Below are 18708 nucleotides of genomic sequence, written 5' to 3'. Positions count from 1 at the left end.
TGGACATAAAAAGACCCCCAATAATTGGTGTCCAACTATTGGGGGTCAGTTCATTGTCGGGCTTTTTATTGTTTAGCAGAGCTGTGTCTTAAGATGCAGTTGCTTGTATTTTTTCTAGTTCCGCAATCGTTGTTTGCGATACGAGTTGGCCATCCATGTAGTAAGTCACATTTTGGCCTTCTTTGATACCAGTGAGTGTTGCGGTTTCACCACTGTTATAAACGATATCCATTTGGATAGTGTTTTCATCGATCTTAATCATTTCACCGGTTTCAATAGTACGGTTGTTAGATATTGGACCTACAGGCGCTTCTTTTAGGCTTGGGTCCAGGTCATCGTTCACTTTGAAGTGAGTGTCTGTTTTTGTATCAAATACGTGTGGTGCGCCACTGATAGGTTTTTTGCCTGTCCAGAATTCAAGTGAGTTGAATACCACGTAGTCTGCTGCGGTTGTAATACCGTACACAGGCGCTAATAAGAAGTTTACACCTGCACGAGCATAGCGGTTATCGACAACTTCAACGTTAAATTTCATCACTTTCCCTGTTACGGCGTTACTGCCGATACAACCAGTTAGCGCAGAAGCCAAAACCGTTAGGCCTACAATTTTAAGTGCAATCTATTTCATTTTAGTACCTGTATAAGTTAGAAGTCTGTTTCGTTGGAACAGGTGTAGTATGGTTTTTATTTGAACGATAGTTTTACCATTTAACGCCATCGCTGATAGAAAGTGCTTATAAACTATGCATATAAAAACGAGTTAAAAATCTAGGCATACAAAAAAGCGCGACCTAGGAGGCCGCGCTTTTTATTGGTGAGGGGTCGTAATGAAAGTAATGACTTAACCATTTAGCTTGGTTAGTAATTACGACTGTGCAAAATAGCTATTTTGCACAGTCGCTATCTTATTATGCAGCTACTTCATTACATAGTTATATGCTTTGGTGACTAACCAACGAGCGCCTCGAAACAAAAGGGAAGTAACTTTAAAAATAAATTTGGCTATCGAGACTGCCGCTTCGCCAGCTATGCTCATGCATTTATGCAGGTCGGATTCTTTGAATTCTGAATAGGTCATGTGTTATCTCACTTCTTGCCGTTATCTTTCATATATAAGTAAATGACTCCTGTCTGGTTGAATACCCTGTGCGCGTAATGTACGAATATTCATCAACTCATTCTTACCATTTGATGCCATTTGGTTTGAAAAACAGCCGAAAGAGAAAGGATTGGGAGAATTGCGGTGTTAACGTTTGAACTAGCCGAAAAATAGCGACTAATAATGTTATGATCTTGAGCCTGCACCGAAGTTATACAGAAAAGGAAAGAGAATGACCCACCTTACAGAACAGCAAGAAGCTGCAATGGCGACGTTTAAGGAAAACTTACACCTTCCAAATGGTGGTTTTCACAAACTGATCATCGAGCTAAGTAAGGAGTTTCACCTACCTTTTCAAAAAGTACGCACTGTTTTAAAAAACGCTCAGAAAGACATTGAACGCCAAATCCGTGAAGACTTTTCAAGTGTTGATGAGGGCGTGATTAGCCAAGCTAATTGGTTGAATATCATTCGCTTAAAGTTGGTTGAGTTAGCTGAAGACAATCAAAGCGTGATGGACAAGCTGAAGATAAATCCAAAATATCAAAAGGTATTGGCAGCGACTAATGCCTCAATCTCAAGTGAAGACGAACGCGATGAGTTGATTGAAGAGTTGATTCAGGCTTATGAGAAAGAGGTATTCAAACCTTTATTGGCTATGCTGCACACCACAAAGCTGTACTGGAAGTTAATGCTGGTGGATGAAACATGTAAGATGACTGAGGAAAATCGCGATAAGTTCAGCGATTACCCTCAACATATGCAAGCTGCAGAACATCTATATACGCTTGATCAAAAGTTAAGGTCTATGCCGTTAACGCAATGATAATGTGTCATTGGTGATTCAAGGTTCAATCTTAATTGATTTCAAGAAGAGCTAATTGAAATAGAAACTGGCTTTCATCAGAAGTGATCATTCAAGATGACGCTTTCAAATCTCTACGCTTTTCAGACAAGCGTCAATTCAATGAAAACACGATAACCTAGCTAGCGTAAGCCGCGAGTGAAATGCAAAAAGGGCTAGGTTTCTATTCTGTTCCAGTTCTACTCTATTTTATTCTGCTAGAGCGAGTTGAGGGTGACATCTGTGGGACTAACGGTGTTTCTTTCTGTTGCCTTAGGGGAAAAGCTATAGGAGTGTGAAATGTCCTAGGGTGTTTCCGTTGCGCGAAACGATAGTTCCGGTGCTGTCTCTTTCGTTAAATTCAAAGTCTATGAGATAACTGTTGTGTTGTAGCTTTGGCAATATGTGGCGGTGAAGTATATCGCTATTGAGCTGTCGAATCTCGGCGACCCATGAAAGTTGTTCTTTGTGTAAGTCTATTTTGATCTTGAGCATTTACTACCTTTTAGTTTGTTGACTGATTTCTCGCGTGAGAGTTGGTACCAATGGATTTGTCTTGTTGTTCTTCGTGACATAACTTTGCCTTGTGTTTATTACATTTGTATTTAAGTGAACGATCTAATCTGAGTTCGCACATAAGAAAGCGAATAACGATAGATCGGTAGTTAGGATCTAATTTAAAAGCTATTGAATGACTATCTAGGTGAAAGCTGACGCAGAGATGGTGTAACGAGGTATCGAGAACTGTCTTTGTGGAACTTGGACTTACTTTAGCATTAACAGCTCTATAGATTAGAGCCAGATGGCGAACTATACGCCTAGTTTTTTAAATTACAACCCCATTTTTTATGAAATCTAAAAATAATCTTGATTGAAATATCATCGTTATTTAGCCGCAAAGGGAGGGGGCCCTGGGAGGTTACTCTTTTTAGTGTGGTGTCACTGGTCATGTTTTCTGAACAAAAGTTCTCTTCTTGTGCTTTCGGTGTTTTTATACAGTAGATGTCAACTAAGTAGCTGTTGTATAGAAGTTTTACATTGTAAATTTCAAGGCGCTTATGCTGCTAGTCCTTTGGTATATAGCTTATTTAAATCTCCGTTCTTCCAATTCTTGCTTTATTTTTCTTAAATGAGATCTATCAAGCTTTCGAACGCAGCGTCGATATGCGTGTTTTGGATAGCGATCTAGCAAAACATGAATAATCACTTTAACGTTTCTGAATAAGAAAGTTGTTGTGCAACTAAATTACTGCAAATATAATTGATAATAATTCTCACTTGCGTTACAAGTTTGTTGTCAAATCAATGACAAACTTTAAATTATCGTTATTTAGCAGTTGTGTACGCCCCTTACTCACCTATGAGTATTCTGATTTTCATTGTCATGAGTGGTGGTTTGTCTCAATGGCAAAGGAAGAAACATGAAGAAAACAATCAAATCAGTTCGCCAGTTAGTGAGCGGGCTTGCTATCGTTCTTGCATCATCGCTGATGACCGCTCATGCGGAAACCGTTACGATTGAACACGTAAAGGGCACTGCGCAGTTTACTGAAGTACCACAACGAGTTGTTGTTCTTGGTTTTGGTAGCTTGGATGTACTTGATAAAATTGGTGTAAAGCCAGTTGGTGCACCTCACAGCCTAATGCCTGACTACCTTGAGTCATACAAAGAAACAACGAAAAACACTGGCTCGTTAAGCGAACCTGATTTCGAAGCTATCTACATGTTGAAGCCAGACGTAATCATTGCGGAAAACCGCATGCTTAAGGTTTACGACAAGTTAACTCAAATTGCACCAACGATCATGTTCTCTATTGAAGGTGATAAGTACTGGGCCGATGCACAGCAAAACTGGCGTTCACTGGGTGAGTTATTTGGCAAGCAGGCTGAAGTTGAAGCGATCATCAAAGAGACTCAAGGTTCAATCACTGCGGTAAATGACAAAGTAACCTCGGGTGAAACGACAGCGATGATGCTAATGAACAACGGTAACAATATTGCGATGTTCAACAAAGGCAGCCGCTTCTCAATTATCTTTGACGATTTCGGTTACGTTGAGTCAAAGAGTGCGACAGTCGCACCAATCAAAGGCACGCACGGTAACCTTATCTCTTTTGAGTACATTGCGGATGCAAAACCTGAAGTGCTTTACATCCTAGATCGTGAAAAAGCGATTGGTCGCTCTGAAGGTCGTGCACCTCAACTGTTTGATAACCCATTGGTAGCTGCGACTCCGGCTGCACAACAAGGCAACATCGTTTACCTTGATTCGAGTGCATGGTACCTAGCAGGTGGTGGTGTAACGGCAATCCACAGAATGTTGGGTGACATTGAACGTACCATTCAACAGTAATTTTTATTGAGTTTTTCGAGCTTATAAGAAACGTTCTTATAAGCCCTTTTTCACTTTTTATACGGGCTACCCGAGACCTACCTTTAGTATTATTTCTATGTTGAAACCCATTGCAGCTGCTGTATTTCTTGTCGTGTTATGCGTTGCGTCATTGATGATAGGGGTCGCTGAAATCAGTTTTAGTGACTTCTTTAACGGCAACCAACACGCCAACTCTATTTATATCGTGAGTCGAATCCCTCGTTTGCTTGCCATTGTGCTCGCAGGCGCCGGTCTGAGTGTCTCTGGCTTAATCATGCAGCAGATTGTGCAGAACAAGTTCGCAGCACCGTCTACGATGGGCACGATTGACTGTGCCATGTTGGGCTACATCGTTGGTATTCTTGTCTTGGGTAACGCTGCTCAATGGAGCTACCTAGGTTTCATCTTCGCGTTTGCAGTGTTTGGCACCATGTTGTTGGTTCGCTTCTTACAGCACCTTAAGTTCAAAAATGCGGTGCTAGTGCCTTTGATCGGTATTATGTATGGCAACGTGGTCTCAGCACTGACAACGTTTATTGCTTACAAGTACGACCTAGTACAAACCATGTCTGCATGGACTATGGCGAACTTCGCGAGCGTATTACAGGGAAGTTATGAAATTCTGTACCTTGCCGTCCCGGCTTGTATGTTGGCTTACTATTTCGCAAGTCAGTTCAGCGCGGCGAGTATTGGTGAGAGCTTTGCAAAGAATATCGGCTTGAATTACCAGAAGATCGTGTTCATTGGTGTTGCTTTGGTGGCGATATGCGCGTCTTCAGTGGTGATGATCGTTGGTGTTATTCCTTTCCTTGGCCTTATTGTGCCAAACATTGTATCGCTGATGATGGGCGACAACATGAAACGAATCCTGCCTTGGACAGCTTACTGGGGCGTGATTTTAGTATTGGCGTGTGACCTGTTAGCCCGCATCGTCATTTTCCCTTATGAGATTCCAATCTCAATGGTCATCAGCATCTTCGGTGGCTTGATTTTTATCTACCTAATCATGAGAGACAAGTCGAATGCGTGATTCAGTAAAAATCGCGATTCTGGCTATCGCGTCTTTGGGTATGACGGCTATTTTTGTAGGGCAGGGGCTAACCTGGGATAACTACGAGTTTTTCTTGTCGCTAAGAATGCCTAAGCTGTTGTCCATCGTACTGGCGGCTGTGGCGATTTCTGCGTCGTCACTGGTCTTCCAAACCATTACCAACAACCGGATTCTCACCCCTTCAATATTGGGCTTTGATAGTTTGTATATGTTGGTTCAAACGTCGTTGTTATTTGTATTTGGAGGCACGAGCTTTTGGGTGATTGATTCCATTGCAAACTTCGGCCTATCTGTATCTGTGATGATCTTGTTCTCGTTTGCTCTGTTCCATTTTTACTTTAAGAGCAAGCGTAACAACGTATTTACCCTGCTGCTGATTGGTATTGTGTGTGGCAGCGTGTTCTCAAGCTTATCGAACTTCTTAGCGATGTTGATTGACCCGAATGAGTTTGCGGTGCTGCAGAACGTTATGTTTGCAAGCTTCAACAATGTGAAAAGCGAGCTGGTTTACCTGAGTATTCTTCCGCTAGGTTTGTGTTTGCTTGGGCTTTGGGTGTTAGCTCCAAAGTTGGATGTTCTATGGTTGGGCGTCGATAACGCGACAAGTTTGGGTGTGAATACCAAGCGATTAACTCAGATGATTCTGGTGATTGTGTCAGTAATGGTCGCGTTATCCACTGCTCTGGTTGGCCCAGTGCTTTTCTTCGGCTTAATTACAGTCAGCTTAGCGCGCCAGATATTTAGCTCGTATCAACACCGTGTACTTATTCTTGCCAGTAGCTTATTAGCGGTGGTTCTGCTCGTGTCTGGTCAATGGTTCATTGAAAAAGTGATGGCCTTTGAAACCACGGTCAGTGTGATCATTAACTTGGTCGGCGGTTTGTATTTTATGTTCTTGTTGTTACGCACCAGAATTCAGTAAAGGTAGTAAGTAGTGATTAAATTAACAGGTTTAAGTAAGAAGTATGGTAAATCACTGGTTGTTGACGATGCCAGCGCTATGTTCCCAAAAGGGGAAGTGACTTCTATTATTGGCCCAAACGGTGCGGGTAAAAGTACACTGCTTTCAATGGCAAGTCGTCTAACAGAGAGTGATGCCGGTGAAGTGCTAATTGGCGACAAGCTGCTTGCTGAGTGGGATACCAAAGAGCTAGCGAAACACCTGGCGGTACTCCGACAATCAAACAACATCAATATGCGATTTACGATTCGCGAATTGGTCTGTTTTGGGCGTTTCCCGCACTCGCAAGGTCGCTTGAAAGACGAAGACAACAAGATCGTTGATACAGCTTTAGAACACTTAGGTATTACTGATATTCAAAACAAATACCTTGATGAGCTCAGTGGTGGTCAGCGTCAAATGGCATTTATTGCTATGGTTGTCGCACAAGACACCGACTATGTCTTCTTAGATGAGCCCCTTAACAACCTAGATATTAAGCACTCTGTTGAAATCATGCAGACGCTGCGTCGCTTAGCGCATGAGTTCAATAAAGCAATCGTTATTGTTATCCACGACATCAACTTTGCCTCTTGTTACTCAGACAACATCGTAGCGATGAAAAAAGGCCAAGTAGTGAAGTCTGGCAAGGTTTCTGAGGTGGTTGAAAAGTCAGTGATGGAGTCGATCTACGAGATTCCATTTGAGATTCGTGAGTTCGATGGCGTCCGAGTCTGTATGTACTACTCAGGTCGTTAATCAGCCACCCTTTGAACTCATAAAAAGAGCTCCCAATGTGGAGCTCTTTTTTTAGGTAATCAACCTTAGTTGTAAGGTTATATTTATGATTTCTCTTTTATTTATAAGCACTTAATCGACGTAATATTGACAGGTTTCTATATCGAAAGTGATAGTTTGATGTCACTCGAATATCTGCTCTTCATTTTTCAAAATCATTTGCCATTTTTTGTGCCTTGCATTCCAAAAACGTTCTACACTTGGGTTATAACTGTTTGATTTTTATACGAGGTATCAATGAGTCGTAAACCAATAGTGCTAGTCGTGGATGACACCCCAAGTAACTTGGATGTGTTAACGGCAATACTCAAAGATACCTACCAAGTTAAGGTAGCTATTAACGGAACCATTGGTATTAAAATTGCCAAAATGGTCCCTCAGCCAGACCTGATTCTTCTCGATATCATGATGCCCGATATTGACGGCTATGAAGTGTGTCGACAACTAAAAGCACAGCCGAATACCGCGCATATACCCATTATATTTGTGACCGCCAAAATAGACCCTGAAGCCGAAGTGAAAGGGCTATCTTTAGGCGCTGTTGATTACATTACTAAGCCGATCACACCCGAGATCGCGCTGCAACGTGTGAAGACTCATATTGCTTTGTATGACCAACAGCGAGCGCTATTTAGCCAAGTGAAAGAGAAAACCCAAGAGATCAATCTTGGTAAGTTAGAGACTCTGAATATTTTGGGTAGGGCGGCTGAATTCAAAGACAATGAAACGGGCATGCACGTTATGCGCATGAGCCACTATTGTGAAATATTGGCGAAGGCATTGGGTATGACAGACGAAGATGCCGAAACGCTACGAGACGCAGCACCTATGCATGATATTGGCAAGATAGGTATCCCTGATAGTGTGTTACTCAAGCCGGGTAAATTAGACCCGGACGAGTGGGCCACCATGCAAAAACACGTCGAATACGGTGTAGAGATACTCGGCAGGCAGAGTGACTCTAATTTGATGCGAATGGCCATTCAAGTCGCGCAATATCACCATGAAAAATGGGATGGCAGTGGCTACCCGAAACAAATAGCGGGCGAAGCAATCCCTCTGGTTGGACGCATTGCTGCGGTTGCCGATGTGTTTGATGCTTTGACAGCAGAGAGACCGTACAAAAAAGCTTGGAGCGTTGATGAAGCGCTGGCTTTGTTTGAAGAGCAAAAGGGCAAACATTTCGACCCTAGAATCGTTGAATTACTGTTTGAAAACCTCACTAAGATCTTAGCGATTAAAGAAAAATTCAAAGATGAGTAATCGATCCAATAGATGCAGTGCTTTCATTTCGAGGCTAAAAAGTTCAGTGATTTTCTTCTCGGTATGGTTGTTGTCTGTGCTTATGTTTGTTGGCAGTGCTTATGCCTCTGAAGTGACTGATGCCGAGCTAGACCTATGGTTAGACAACAAGCCAACGGTGACTTTCATTGCTCTTGCTAACCATTATCCATATTCCTTCCTTGATGATGACGGAAAAGTCTCTGGTATTGTTAAAGATTGGACACAGGATCTTGAAGAGCGGTTTGGTGTTCATGTGAGGTTCATAAGCGTCAGCTCTCGCAGTGAAGCCAAAGCTGCACTACTTGATGGACGAGGCGATGTTTTCCCATTCCAACAGTTTGATCCAGGTGATGGAGGGCGTTTTCTCTCGAGTGACCCGTATATCCCTTATCAGGTTGCTGTGATTGCTCCCATTGACAATAAAATCGATACTAACCTAGACCAAAACCATAAACGACGCATTGCTATGGTTAATGGAAACATAGACTTAAAAAAAGCAGGCGTTCAACTTAGCTCTATTGAACGAGTTGATTTTGATAACGTGATTGATGCGGTGAGAGCTCTAGGGGAAGGTGAGGTAGAAGGTATTGTCGCAGAGCCTATCACGACGATGGACCTTGCCAGAAAAGTCGGTGTTCATGATTTAACGATTAATTATGTATTAGAGCACTGGAAGAGAATTCAGGCGACTATGGTAGTACGAACTGATGATGTGGAGCTGCTGACGTTAATCAACAAACAGATCAAAACCTTTGATGTTCGCAAAGAGAACCAGATTTTATCTAAGTGGCTAGATGCGTCTCCTTATCGGGTTCCACTTAAAGGCGTGTTTGGCTTCGGTAACCCTCCTTACATGTATCCAGATAGTACCGCTGTTGGCTTGGAGCACGATATTATACAGCGCGCATTGAATGACATGGGCCATAAGCTAGGTGACGTTGTCATGCTTCCGCCGAGTGCCGCGAGGAAGGCCATTGATAATAATAACTCGATCTCTTTTGTCTCAGGCGTTCAGGCTGACGATCCGGATGCCCACTTTTTAAGTGATAGTGTTATTAACGTTGAATTCGTCCCTGTGTCGCTGGCAAGGCGCCAACTCAATCTTAAATCTCAGAAAGGCTTGTCTCTAGGGGCGCTGCTATTTGATGACACCTCACCGATAAAAAACTCGATAGAGATGCTTTCTAAGGAAGTTGATATCGAACGAGTTGAAGATATCGGTACGTTAGAGTCGGCATTCGCACAGTTAAGAGCACAGAGCGTAGATGTCTTAATGGTCGAGAGGCGAGTACTGGAGTGGTTTATTACTAATACTCGCTTTATTGAAATGTCAGAACTTCGATTACACGATGACTACCAAGTGGAGTATCCAATCTATGTCGATTTTAAGAGTGAAGAACTGAGAGACCGATTTAACGCTGCGGTGGCCAACCTTAAGCAAGTCGATGATGGTTTAAGCCAAATCATTGAGACTCATATCCAGAGTGACCTAAGCCAGGTTCTGAAGAAAGCGAGTATTATTGCTCAAATCTCGGCTTATTTTATCGTAAATGACCGCTTTGACGACCTGTCTGAGCTCTTTGAAGTATTTGATACAGACAGTTCATTTCAGGTGATCACAGCCCAAGCAGACAACAATAATCGCCCAATTAAAGCCTGGTACATAGGTAACCTAGTTGATGATTTTGGAGAGAAGCGCAATACCTCCCATTTTGCATCAGTGACCAAAGTCGCCAGCTACCGCACGAAAGGTGGTATTACTAATTCGGGCTCCATGACCTTTTACTTTGACACTCGATCTCAACAGCGAAACCATATTTACTTCCCAGATATAGAGCAGTTCAATTCGTTTGGTGAACCCGCTAAGCGGTATATTGCAGAGATATATCAAGCAAATAACTTAACGGGAGAGATCTTAAATCTAAGTGAAGAGGAGAGGGAGTGGCTTAAAAATAATCCAACGGTGCGAATCGGTATTGACCCTAATTCACTCCCGTATGAGGCTGTTTCTAGTACTGGCGAGTACATCGGTATGATTGATGATTACCTGGAACTCATCGCGCAGAAAACAGGCTTGAACATTGAACATGTTGATGTGGTGAATTGGTCAGAGACTCGAAGTTTAGTTGATCATCAAGAAGTTGAACTCGTCTCTGCCGCGCAAGAAAATCGCTCCTTGGGAGAGCATGTCAGAGCGGCAAATAGCCTGTTTTCTAGCCGTTTGGCACTTGCATCAAGACGAGAGGTGAGCAGTCTGGTGCTCGATGAAGCGACAGGATGGAAAATTGGTATTTTAAGAAATGCAGCGAATACTGAGGCGATAGTAAAGAAGTATCCAAACGTTGAGTGGGTATTTGTTGATTCAACCGCAGAGGGGTTGAACTTGCTAGATGATCAAAGCTTAGACGGAATGATCGATACGGTCGATGTCTTAAACTATTTGATTGATTCATTTGGCCATCGAGATATTGGGATTATCGGCCGACTCGACTTTTTCCTTTCACCGACCTTACATGTGATCAAATCTGAACCTCTTCTATTTTCTATTTTGAATAAAGCCATTGATAAGATCTCTGCAGAAGAGCATCAAAAGATATCAGCGAAGTGGGCAGCACCAAAAGCGATAGAAAGAGTTGACTATCATCTGGTTTACACCATCTCCGCCTTTTCGTTGGTGATTCTTTTGCTGATTGTCTTCTGGAACCGAAAACTCGCTAAGCAGATTAGCATAGCCAATCAAGCAACAGAGGCACTCAAAAAAGCACAAGACCAACTCTATAACATGCTGAATAGTTCCCCAATTGCCGCTGCTGTGGTGTCTGATGAGCAATGTCGTTATGCGAATGACACAGCAAAACGCTTGTTTGGCGTTGAAAATAAGGAACTCTCGTCTATCGATGTAGTTGCTATTCATGATTCTCTCGAAGTTCGTGATGACATTCATAAAGAGCTCAAGCTAAACGGAAAAGTCGTGAACAAAGAGTTAGTGCTTAGAAAGTCAGATGGCACTCGTTTTGTCGCACTTGTTAGCTATTACTTGTTTGAGCTTGATGGTGAAATCGCAACGCTATTTTGGGCATTCGATATTTCTGAAATGAAGCGACTTAACGAGCAATTGGCAGAGGAGAAAGAGAGAGCAAACCTCGCAAGTCAGGCCAAATCAGAGTTTTTGGCGAATATGAGCCATGAAATTAGAACGCCAATGAATGCCATTATTGGCTTGTCTTATCTAGCTATTGGGGAAATCTCTAACCCTACAGCACGCAACTATATCGAAAAAGTGCACCGTTCTGGGCACTCTCTGTTAAGCATAATCAACGATATTTTAGACTTGTCCAAGATAGAAGCGGGTCAGTTGTTTATCGATAATATTCCATTTAATGCACTAACGACATTTCAAGACGTGATTGAGTTGATGGAATCGAAAGCTGCTGAAAAGCAGCTCAACTTGTCGATGTCGGTTGACCCAGAACTGGATACCCCTCTTATGGGGGACCCACTCAGATTGTTCCAAGTGATACTTAACCTGATAGGTAATGCGATTAAGTTTACCGAAAAAGGCAGCGTCACGTTAACCGTCGATGTAATGGAATCGAATGATAACAACTTGACCATGAGGGTCAGCGTTGTGGATACCGGTATTGGGATCTCCGATGAGAACCTCCACAAACTATTTCAAGCGTTTAGCCAAGCAGACACCACAACAACGCGCAGGTTTGGTGGCACAGGGCTAGGGCTCAATATTAGCCAGAAACTTGTTAACGCGATGGGTAGCCAAATTACGGTTGAGAGTGAGTTTGGGCAAGGCAGTGAGTTTTCTTTTATTGTGACACTTGCAAGGTCGACGGATGAAGAACTCGCTAAGTTTAAAGCTCAAGAATTGCAATTGGATTATCAGATAGAGTTTAAAGGGCAGAGGATACTGCTGGTGGAAGATAATGAGCTAAACCAAGATCTTGCATTGGCCTTCTTCAGTCGATCTAAGTTAGATGCCGACCTTGCCGAAAACGGAAAAGAGGCATTAGCGTTGGCGCAGAATAATGACTATGAAATGATCTTTATGGATCTGCAAATGCCAATTATGGATGGGTTTGAGGCTACAAGGTTGATCCGTGAATTCAATAAAACTGTGCCTATTATTGCGATGTCGGCCAACGTGTTTAGTGATGCAAAACAGAGAGCGAGGGACGCAGGCGTAACGGACTTCTTGGATAAGCCGATCATTATTGATAAAGCGACGTCTTTGATCTCAAAGTATATCGTTCCAGAGGTATACTTTGAGGGGCAAGCATCTGCGCCTAAATTAGTTGATGAATCAGTTTCTGACAACTCTGGCTTGCCTATTTTCTCACAAGCTCGATTTGAGCAGCTCACTAATAGCGATACATCCTTGCAAAATAAGGTGTTGGATAGGTTCTGCCAAGGGGCGCCATCGATGTTGTCTGAGGCGTTCGATAATCTAGCGCAAGAAGAGTGGGTGACGTTAGAGCGGAATCTACACACCCTAAAAAGTATGGCGGCTTCAATTGGCGGGCAGAGGCTCGCTGAATTACTCACTGACTTAGAAAGTCGAGCTCACAATAGGATATGCGTGGAGCAAGATCTTAAGCATGGCGAAATTGGCTTAACGGAGTTAATTGAAGCGGTCGAGCGCGATTTTGGCAAACCATGCGCAACTACAGCAGATAGAGGTTCAGATGATACTTCGGACTGTTCTGAGGTTGCTCCTGAGCAAATCGCTAAGCTGCTATCTCTTCTCGAGGCTTACGATAACGATGCGACTCAATACGTTTCGGAGTTACTCATTGAACACCCTGACTCGAGTGCTTTAAAAGAGGTGCTGAGATTGCTAGAGAGTTACGATTTTGAAGGTGCCACTGAGGTGCTCAGCGCTTTACAGCCATAGAACCAAAGCCTTTTGCTAGTATTCAAAGCCTTTAGCTATCGTGGTTAAAGGCTTTTTTTTATCTGTGCACTAACCTAATTGCTGACATTCTGTTTGATTAAATCAATCACGGTGTTGTATCGATGAGGGAGCTTGCGGTTTCGCTTTTGGACTAAGTACAGCGTTTCCTCAACTTCTACTTTTGGCGGGACGACGTGCAACTTATCTTTTTCAGCAAAATGTTCAACTGCACCAGCTGGCAACACGGTAAACCCTAATCCCTTGGATACGGGCAGCAGTATCTGATGAAGTTGGTTGATGTAGCCTGATTTCGGAATCTCATTAATGTTGATATTCGCGAGCTCTTTATCACCACACAGGTCAAAGTACAAAGAGAGGTAATGCGCAGAATCTGGGTGAGCAATCAGGCCAATCTCATGCAGCGTTTGTGGCGTTATCTCAAGGTCGGCATGACTGTGGTGCACGATAAGACACAATGCTTCTTTGCCGATAACTTGGCTTTGGTAATAGCTGTCGTTCGGTGAGTGTCTCACGATACCGACATCGGTCGTGCGTTGCAGCAGGTCATTCAATATCTTTCTATTCGGTGCTGCCTCTAGATTAATGCTTAGATCTGGATGTTGCTGCTGCAGCTCAAGAAGCTTGGGATATAAGCGTAAGGAAAGCGAGCCTGAACAGGATAGGTGACACTGCCCAGAGTAAGGGTTATCAAAACTAAGTGATTCGAAAAGGTCTTCTTGGTCTTTCTCTAATTTGAGTGCATAGCGATACATAATCCGACCTTGCTCGGTCAGCTCGAAGCTCTTATTTTCTCGAGAGAGTAGTTCGCAGTCACATGCTTGCTCAAGTTTTTTGATGTGTTGGCTAACACCTGGTTGAGTCATGTACAACTTTTCAGCCGTTTGGGTGAAATGGCCGACTTCTACCAGAGTCTTAAATGTGTTGAGCCAAAGTGGATTAATCATACTCGCCTCTTAATGCCGAAGTTTGTAAAACACGCCATAATGAATAACAGAAAATTATTATTATCCCCATTCAATGATAAATGCAAATCCAGAATGAATTGAAAATATAGGCAGAGATGCATTCGATATCGTTGAAGAACCAAAAGGAGATGGCTTTAAGGCAATACATTGGTAGCAGGTGAGTTTCATTTTTTGTAACAAAGTGTTGAGACTTTGTTGGTTATTTGGTCTAGTGATCAGCCGCGCTCATATTTAGGAACGAAGATGAATAGAAATGTTTGGCTACTGTCACTGTGTCAGGCCTTATTAATGACAGGGAATATCTTACTGATTTCCGTGATTGGCTTGATAGGAAAACAGATTGCGCCCAGCGCCAGTATGATTACCTTACCAGTTGCATTACAGTTTTTGGGTTTGATGGCTGCCACCATTCCCGCTTCTTTGATTTCAGGTAAGTTAGGCCGTAAGCGAGGCTTTAGTATCGGTAATCTCGTCGGTATAACGGGGGCAAGCCTAGCAACTTACGCGCTATCACAACAAAACTTCTATCTGTTCTGCTTCGCAACCTTCTTACTCGGCATAGGTATTGGTTTTGGAACACTTTATCGTTTCGCGGCCATTGAAGTGTGTGATGAAAATGCACGACACCGCGCAATCTCGATTTCAATGGCTGGTGGTGTCCTTGCGGCGGTACTCGGGCCGAACTTAGCGATTATGTCTCAGCAATGGTCGCAAGATGGTCTGTACATTGGAGCATTCGCTTCATTGATTGGCTTAAACATTTTAGCACTCGTTATCTTACAGACCATTCAATTCCCTAAAGTGTCGTTTAGTCACCAAGCACCGAAGTCGGAGCCTTTGAGTGCAATCGTGAAGGCTACAAATTTTGTCGGAGCTGTATTTGCGGCGATGGTCGCCTATGCGGTGATGAACATTTTGATGACGGCTACACCACTAGCGATGATTGGCTGTGGTTTCGACTTTACTAAAGCGGCGGGTGTGATTGAGTGGCACGTGTTGGGTATGTTTGTCCCTGCCTTCTTTACTGGGTCACTCATCGAGAAGTTTGGTTCAAGAATGATGATCTTGGCAGGTGGGATACTGTTTGTGTTTTGTATTGCCATCAACATCCATGGTGAGTCGATTTGGCATTTCAGAGCGGCTTTGGTTTTACTCGGGGTAGGCTGGAACTTTATGTTCATCGCGGCAACCGGTTTGTTCAGTCAATCTTATCAACCGCAGAACAAAGCTAAGGCTCAAGCGTTTAATGAGTTTATTGTCTTTGGCTGTGTGACAGTAACGGCGTTGCTTTCTGGTTGGTTAGAGTCGACAGCGGGCTGGCAAAACCTCAATATCTACGTATTGCCATTTGTGTTAGCCGTTATCATATTGTTTGCATTTAGCGCACGTAAATCTCGCATTCAAAATCAACCTGTATGATGAGTTATCGCTTGTTTGGAGATATTAACTTCTTCATTTGAACAGAGCGTTAGGCTAGCTTTTCCGAAGCACAGACCAATAAAAAGCCCTACCGATGACGGTAGGGCTTTTGCTTACGGCTTAAATAATAACGTTTTCTTAAAACTGCTGTCCTGACTCATGCCAAAGACAGCAGTACTTAAGTTGGTTTATCAGTACGCACGTTATTGTCTACGTACTTATTTCAATGATTTGAGCTAGAAGCGACCTATAGGTTGACCATAATGGTCTTAGTCGTGATCCCGCCTTGGTCATCGATGATTTTTAGCTTCACTTCATGCTTTCCGTATGAAGGGAAGATAGAAGTGAATGTACGACCTCGTTTCACTTTTCCATTTGGTAATGTCCACTCTGTATCGACAATTCGCCCATCACTGTCTGAGCTTGTTGACCACATAGTGACCCAACGACCTAAGTGAATGTACTTCGCACTTGCTTCAGGAAGCGCGTTTGGAACCTCAACATTAACGATTGAGCGAAACGATGCGTTGGCACCTTTGTCGTCGACTACCGTTAGGCTGACTGTGTATTCGCCGGCTTCTTGGTAAGTCCATGTTGGCGCGATTTCACTGCTTGTTACGCCGTTGCCGAAGTCCCATAGGTAGCTGATGATTTCGCCATCTTGATCCGAACTGAAGTTGCGAGCTGAGACGCTCAACCCATCTGTATTGAGTTCGAAGTTCGCTGTTGGCGCGATGTTGTGTTGGCTTACTTTCGACAGACGTACCACACCGTATTCGTTGACATCGCTTTGGTTAACAATGTCTACCACCAAGCCAAACTTAGTCAAAATACGACCCGAATCAGGAGCTTGTGGTGATGTGTAATCTTGGTCATCAGAGAAGCTTGCTGTACCCACTAGGCTTGTGTCCTGAAGCACATCGTTGTCACTGTTCACAAGACGCATAGGAGTATGGTCTTTCAGTGAAAACGCGGCATCACGGACTTGGTAACGTGTTTGAGCGACTTTTCCTGAGTTTTGCCAAACCATGGCATTTTGGTCGGCATCGACCACACCCAACCAGCCTTCACCAGGGTGTTTGCCTACCCAGTTATCAGTGAGCGACTCATCGACATACCAAATGATCAGACCTGGATCGAACGACATGAGCTGGCCCATGCGCTTGATATTCGCTAAGCCTTCATCCACGTCCATATGACTGCGCCATTGCAGTAGGTAGTAGTGTTGAGCTTGATGGAAACCATTGCTCAATTTGAAGCCATTAAGCGCAAAGCTAGAGTTATCTTCGCCGTCATCTACCGCAACTGTGTCACCGTCAACGACAAGGCTCAGGTTGTCTAAGTAGAAACCTTCCATGGCTAAGCCGCCATCGGTGATGTACTCGAACGAAAGCTCGACTTCTTGTCCTGCCCATTGAGAAACATCAAATTCAGCATCAATCCACCCGTCAGACTCACCACCTACCGCAGGAACTAGGCCGGTGTTGTAGGGGTCATCCATAGAGGTGATGTTGCCTGCGATGGCTTGCCCGTTCACAAGGACACGAGCAAAGTCATAGTCTTTCTCGATTTGGTACCAAGTTTTGAAGGTAAGCATTGCAGAATCGCCCGCCGGGATTTCCAGCTTACGGGTCATGCTATTTTTCAGGTCGTCGCCTTTTTGAGAGTGGAATGAGTACTCACCCTCGAACGGTTTCAAACCTTCGATTTGTTTCTCTGGAAGGTCGACCTTAATCATGTTCGGACGGGAGTTATCTGTCGTTTGGAACAAGGTGTAAATTTGTGGATTGTCTTCCAGGTCATCAATTGAGATTTGGTCATCATTAATCCAACGACCACCAATAGACTTTTGTAGGAAGTGTTTTGCCCAAGAACTGAATGCGGTTGGTTGAGTACCGCCAATTTGACCAGCCCAGCTGCCAGAAGACATGATAGACCAATAAGAGACTGGTTCACCCTTGCCCGTGTATTGCGTGTCGTACTCATCTGGAAGGCCTAAATCATGGCCATATTCGTGAGCACAAACACCGGCTGCTGCGTCAATCGGTTGGATCGTGTAATCAAACGCCGCGTACTGGCCATTAAAGCGGTCTGGAAGCGAGCTAGAGGTGCCTTCTAGCACATGTGTGCGTCCAAGGTTGAATCGGTGAGACCAAATTGCATTAGGACCTAACACGCCACCACCGGCTTCTTCACCTACAGAAGCATGGAACACCATTAGGTGGTCAATTACGCCGTCTGGCTCACGGAAGTCTCCGTCACCATCGTAATCGTAGCGATCCTCAATATCGTAATCAGCGAGGTTGATGCTAGGGTCTTGAGCTAACTGGTTGAGGGCTTCGCGAACGAGCTCTTGAGCATTTAGGTCGTTATCCGTAGTCGGGGAGTTACCACCGTAGAAAGCTGCTGGCTTAGAAGCTCGATACCAACCTGCGGCTTGACCCGCCACACTGTAACTGTCGCCTGACTCACTTTGATAATACTGGCGCATCGAGATTAAGTTTTCACCATTTGGTCCGGTATAGCCCGAATCAGAAAACAGTAACTCTTGGTAGTGTTCTGGGTTGTAGCTCTCGTAGAGCATTTGCGTGTGCTCTTTAGTGAGCTTGTTATCGTCCCAGTTTAGATCAGGGAAGTCGACAAGCAGCGCGAGTACTTTGTCCGTGCGCTTGGTACCCACTTCCAGTGCAAAAACACTCGCTTTTTTGACGCCGGACTCTTTTTCGATGGCTTTTAGAATCTTTGCTCTCAGCTCCATGGCTTTCTTGCCAAATTGCGCATCACCTTTAAAACCCGAATTGATTTTATTTTTTAGGTAACGATCAAGGGCGCTGTGTTTTTCTTGATCGCTAGCGTTTTCATCAACTAAGCCTTGTCTTACTAGCATTTCAATTAGCTTATCTTCATTAACAACACCTAAATCAATAGGTGTTTTAGCATAACTGTTGACGCTAAATAGAGTAATCATTGCTGAAGCCAGCAACGTCTTTCTCATTATCTTCATTA

Annotated in this window: 12 protein-coding genes; 8 read left to right on the top strand and 4 right to left on the bottom strand. The window is 43.6% G+C overall.

What is annotated here, in order from left to right:
* Positions 1-88: 88 nt before the first annotated feature.
* Positions 89-619, bottom strand: coding sequence for a DUF3332 domain-containing protein (locus tag JC606_RS02845; protein ID WP_332873230.1), 531 nt, complete (start codon positions 617-619; stop codon positions 89-91).
* A gap of 712 nt (positions 620-1331) precedes the next feature.
* On the opposite strand from JC606_RS02845, the gene JC606_RS02840 reads away from it, so the two are divergent.
* The gene (locus tag JC606_RS02840) at positions 1332-1925 is read left to right on the top strand and encodes a hypothetical protein (RefSeq protein WP_198777877.1); all 594 of its coding nucleotides are present in this window, start codon (positions 1332-1334) and stop codon (positions 1923-1925) included.
* 303 nt (positions 1926-2228) lie between these two features.
* On the opposite strand, the gene JC606_RS02835 is transcribed toward JC606_RS02840, so the two are convergent.
* Entirely contained in the window at positions 2229-2438 is a 210-nt protein-coding gene (locus JC606_RS02835; RefSeq protein ID WP_004738883.1) for a hypothetical protein, read from the bottom strand.
* 926 nt (positions 2439-3364) lie between these two features.
* On the opposite strand from JC606_RS02835, the gene JC606_RS02830 reads away from it, so the two are divergent.
* The 6 genes from JC606_RS02830 to JC606_RS02805 all read left to right on the top strand — a co-directional run bounded on the left by JC606_RS02830 (position 3365) and on the right by JC606_RS02805 (position 13297).
* The gene (locus JC606_RS02830; RefSeq protein ID WP_198777875.1) at positions 3365-4297 is read left to right on the top strand and encodes a siderophore ABC transporter substrate-binding protein; all 933 of its coding nucleotides are present in this window, start codon (positions 3365-3367) and stop codon (positions 4295-4297) included.
* A 97-nt stretch (positions 4298-4394) separates the two neighbouring features.
* Entirely contained in the window at positions 4395-5348 is a 954-nt protein-coding gene (locus JC606_RS02825; RefSeq protein ID WP_105058335.1) for an ABC transporter permease, read from the top strand.
* Positions 5341-6291 carry an iron chelate uptake ABC transporter family permease subunit gene (locus JC606_RS02820; RefSeq protein WP_198777873.1) on the top strand — a complete coding sequence of 317 codons (951 nt, stop codon included), beginning with the start codon at positions 5341-5343 and terminating at the stop codon, positions 6289-6291. The genes JC606_RS02825 and JC606_RS02820 overlap by 8 nt, the downstream gene beginning before the upstream one ends.
* Positions 6292-6303: 12 nt before the next feature.
* On the top strand, positions 6304-7068 hold the full coding sequence (locus JC606_RS02815) for an iron ABC transporter ATP-binding protein (protein ID WP_061032327.1): 765 nt from the start codon (positions 6304-6306) through the stop codon (positions 7066-7068).
* Between the two features lie 276 nt (positions 7069-7344).
* The gene (locus JC606_RS02810; RefSeq protein WP_198777871.1) at positions 7345-8370 is read left to right on the top strand and encodes an HD-GYP domain-containing protein; all 1026 of its coding nucleotides are present in this window, start codon (positions 7345-7347) and stop codon (positions 8368-8370) included.
* Positions 8371-8452: 82 nt separating this feature from the next.
* Complete coding sequence (locus tag JC606_RS02805; RefSeq protein ID WP_233090053.1) at positions 8453-13297, top strand: ATP-binding protein; 4845 nt, start codon at positions 8453-8455, stop codon at positions 13295-13297.
* A gap of 74 nt (positions 13298-13371) precedes the next feature.
* On the opposite strand, the gene JC606_RS02800 is transcribed toward JC606_RS02805, so the two are convergent.
* Complete coding sequence (locus JC606_RS02800) at positions 13372-14262, bottom strand: LysR family transcriptional regulator (protein WP_198777867.1); 891 nt, start codon at positions 14260-14262, stop codon at positions 13372-13374.
* Between the two features lie 264 nt (positions 14263-14526).
* On the opposite strand from JC606_RS02800, the gene JC606_RS02795 reads away from it, so the two are divergent.
* Positions 14527-15702, top strand: a complete 1176-nt coding sequence (locus tag JC606_RS02795; RefSeq protein ID WP_198777865.1) for an MFS transporter — start codon at positions 14527-14529, stop codon at positions 15700-15702.
* A gap of 247 nt (positions 15703-15949) precedes the next feature.
* Here JC606_RS02795 and JC606_RS02790 read toward each other — a convergent pair whose 3' ends face one another.
* Positions 15950-18706, bottom strand: coding sequence for an immune inhibitor A domain-containing protein (locus JC606_RS02790; protein WP_198777863.1), 2757 nt, complete (start codon positions 18704-18706; stop codon positions 15950-15952).
* Positions 18707-18708: the final 2 nt, after the last annotated feature.

This window comes from Vibrio sp. IB15, from assembly GCF_016406055.1.
Taxonomy (GTDB): Bacteria; Pseudomonadota; Gammaproteobacteria; order Enterobacterales; family Vibrionaceae; genus Vibrio; species Vibrio chagasii.
The sequence above is the reverse complement of the archived record's forward strand: the minus strand, read 5'-3'. Positions and strand labels throughout refer to the sequence as shown.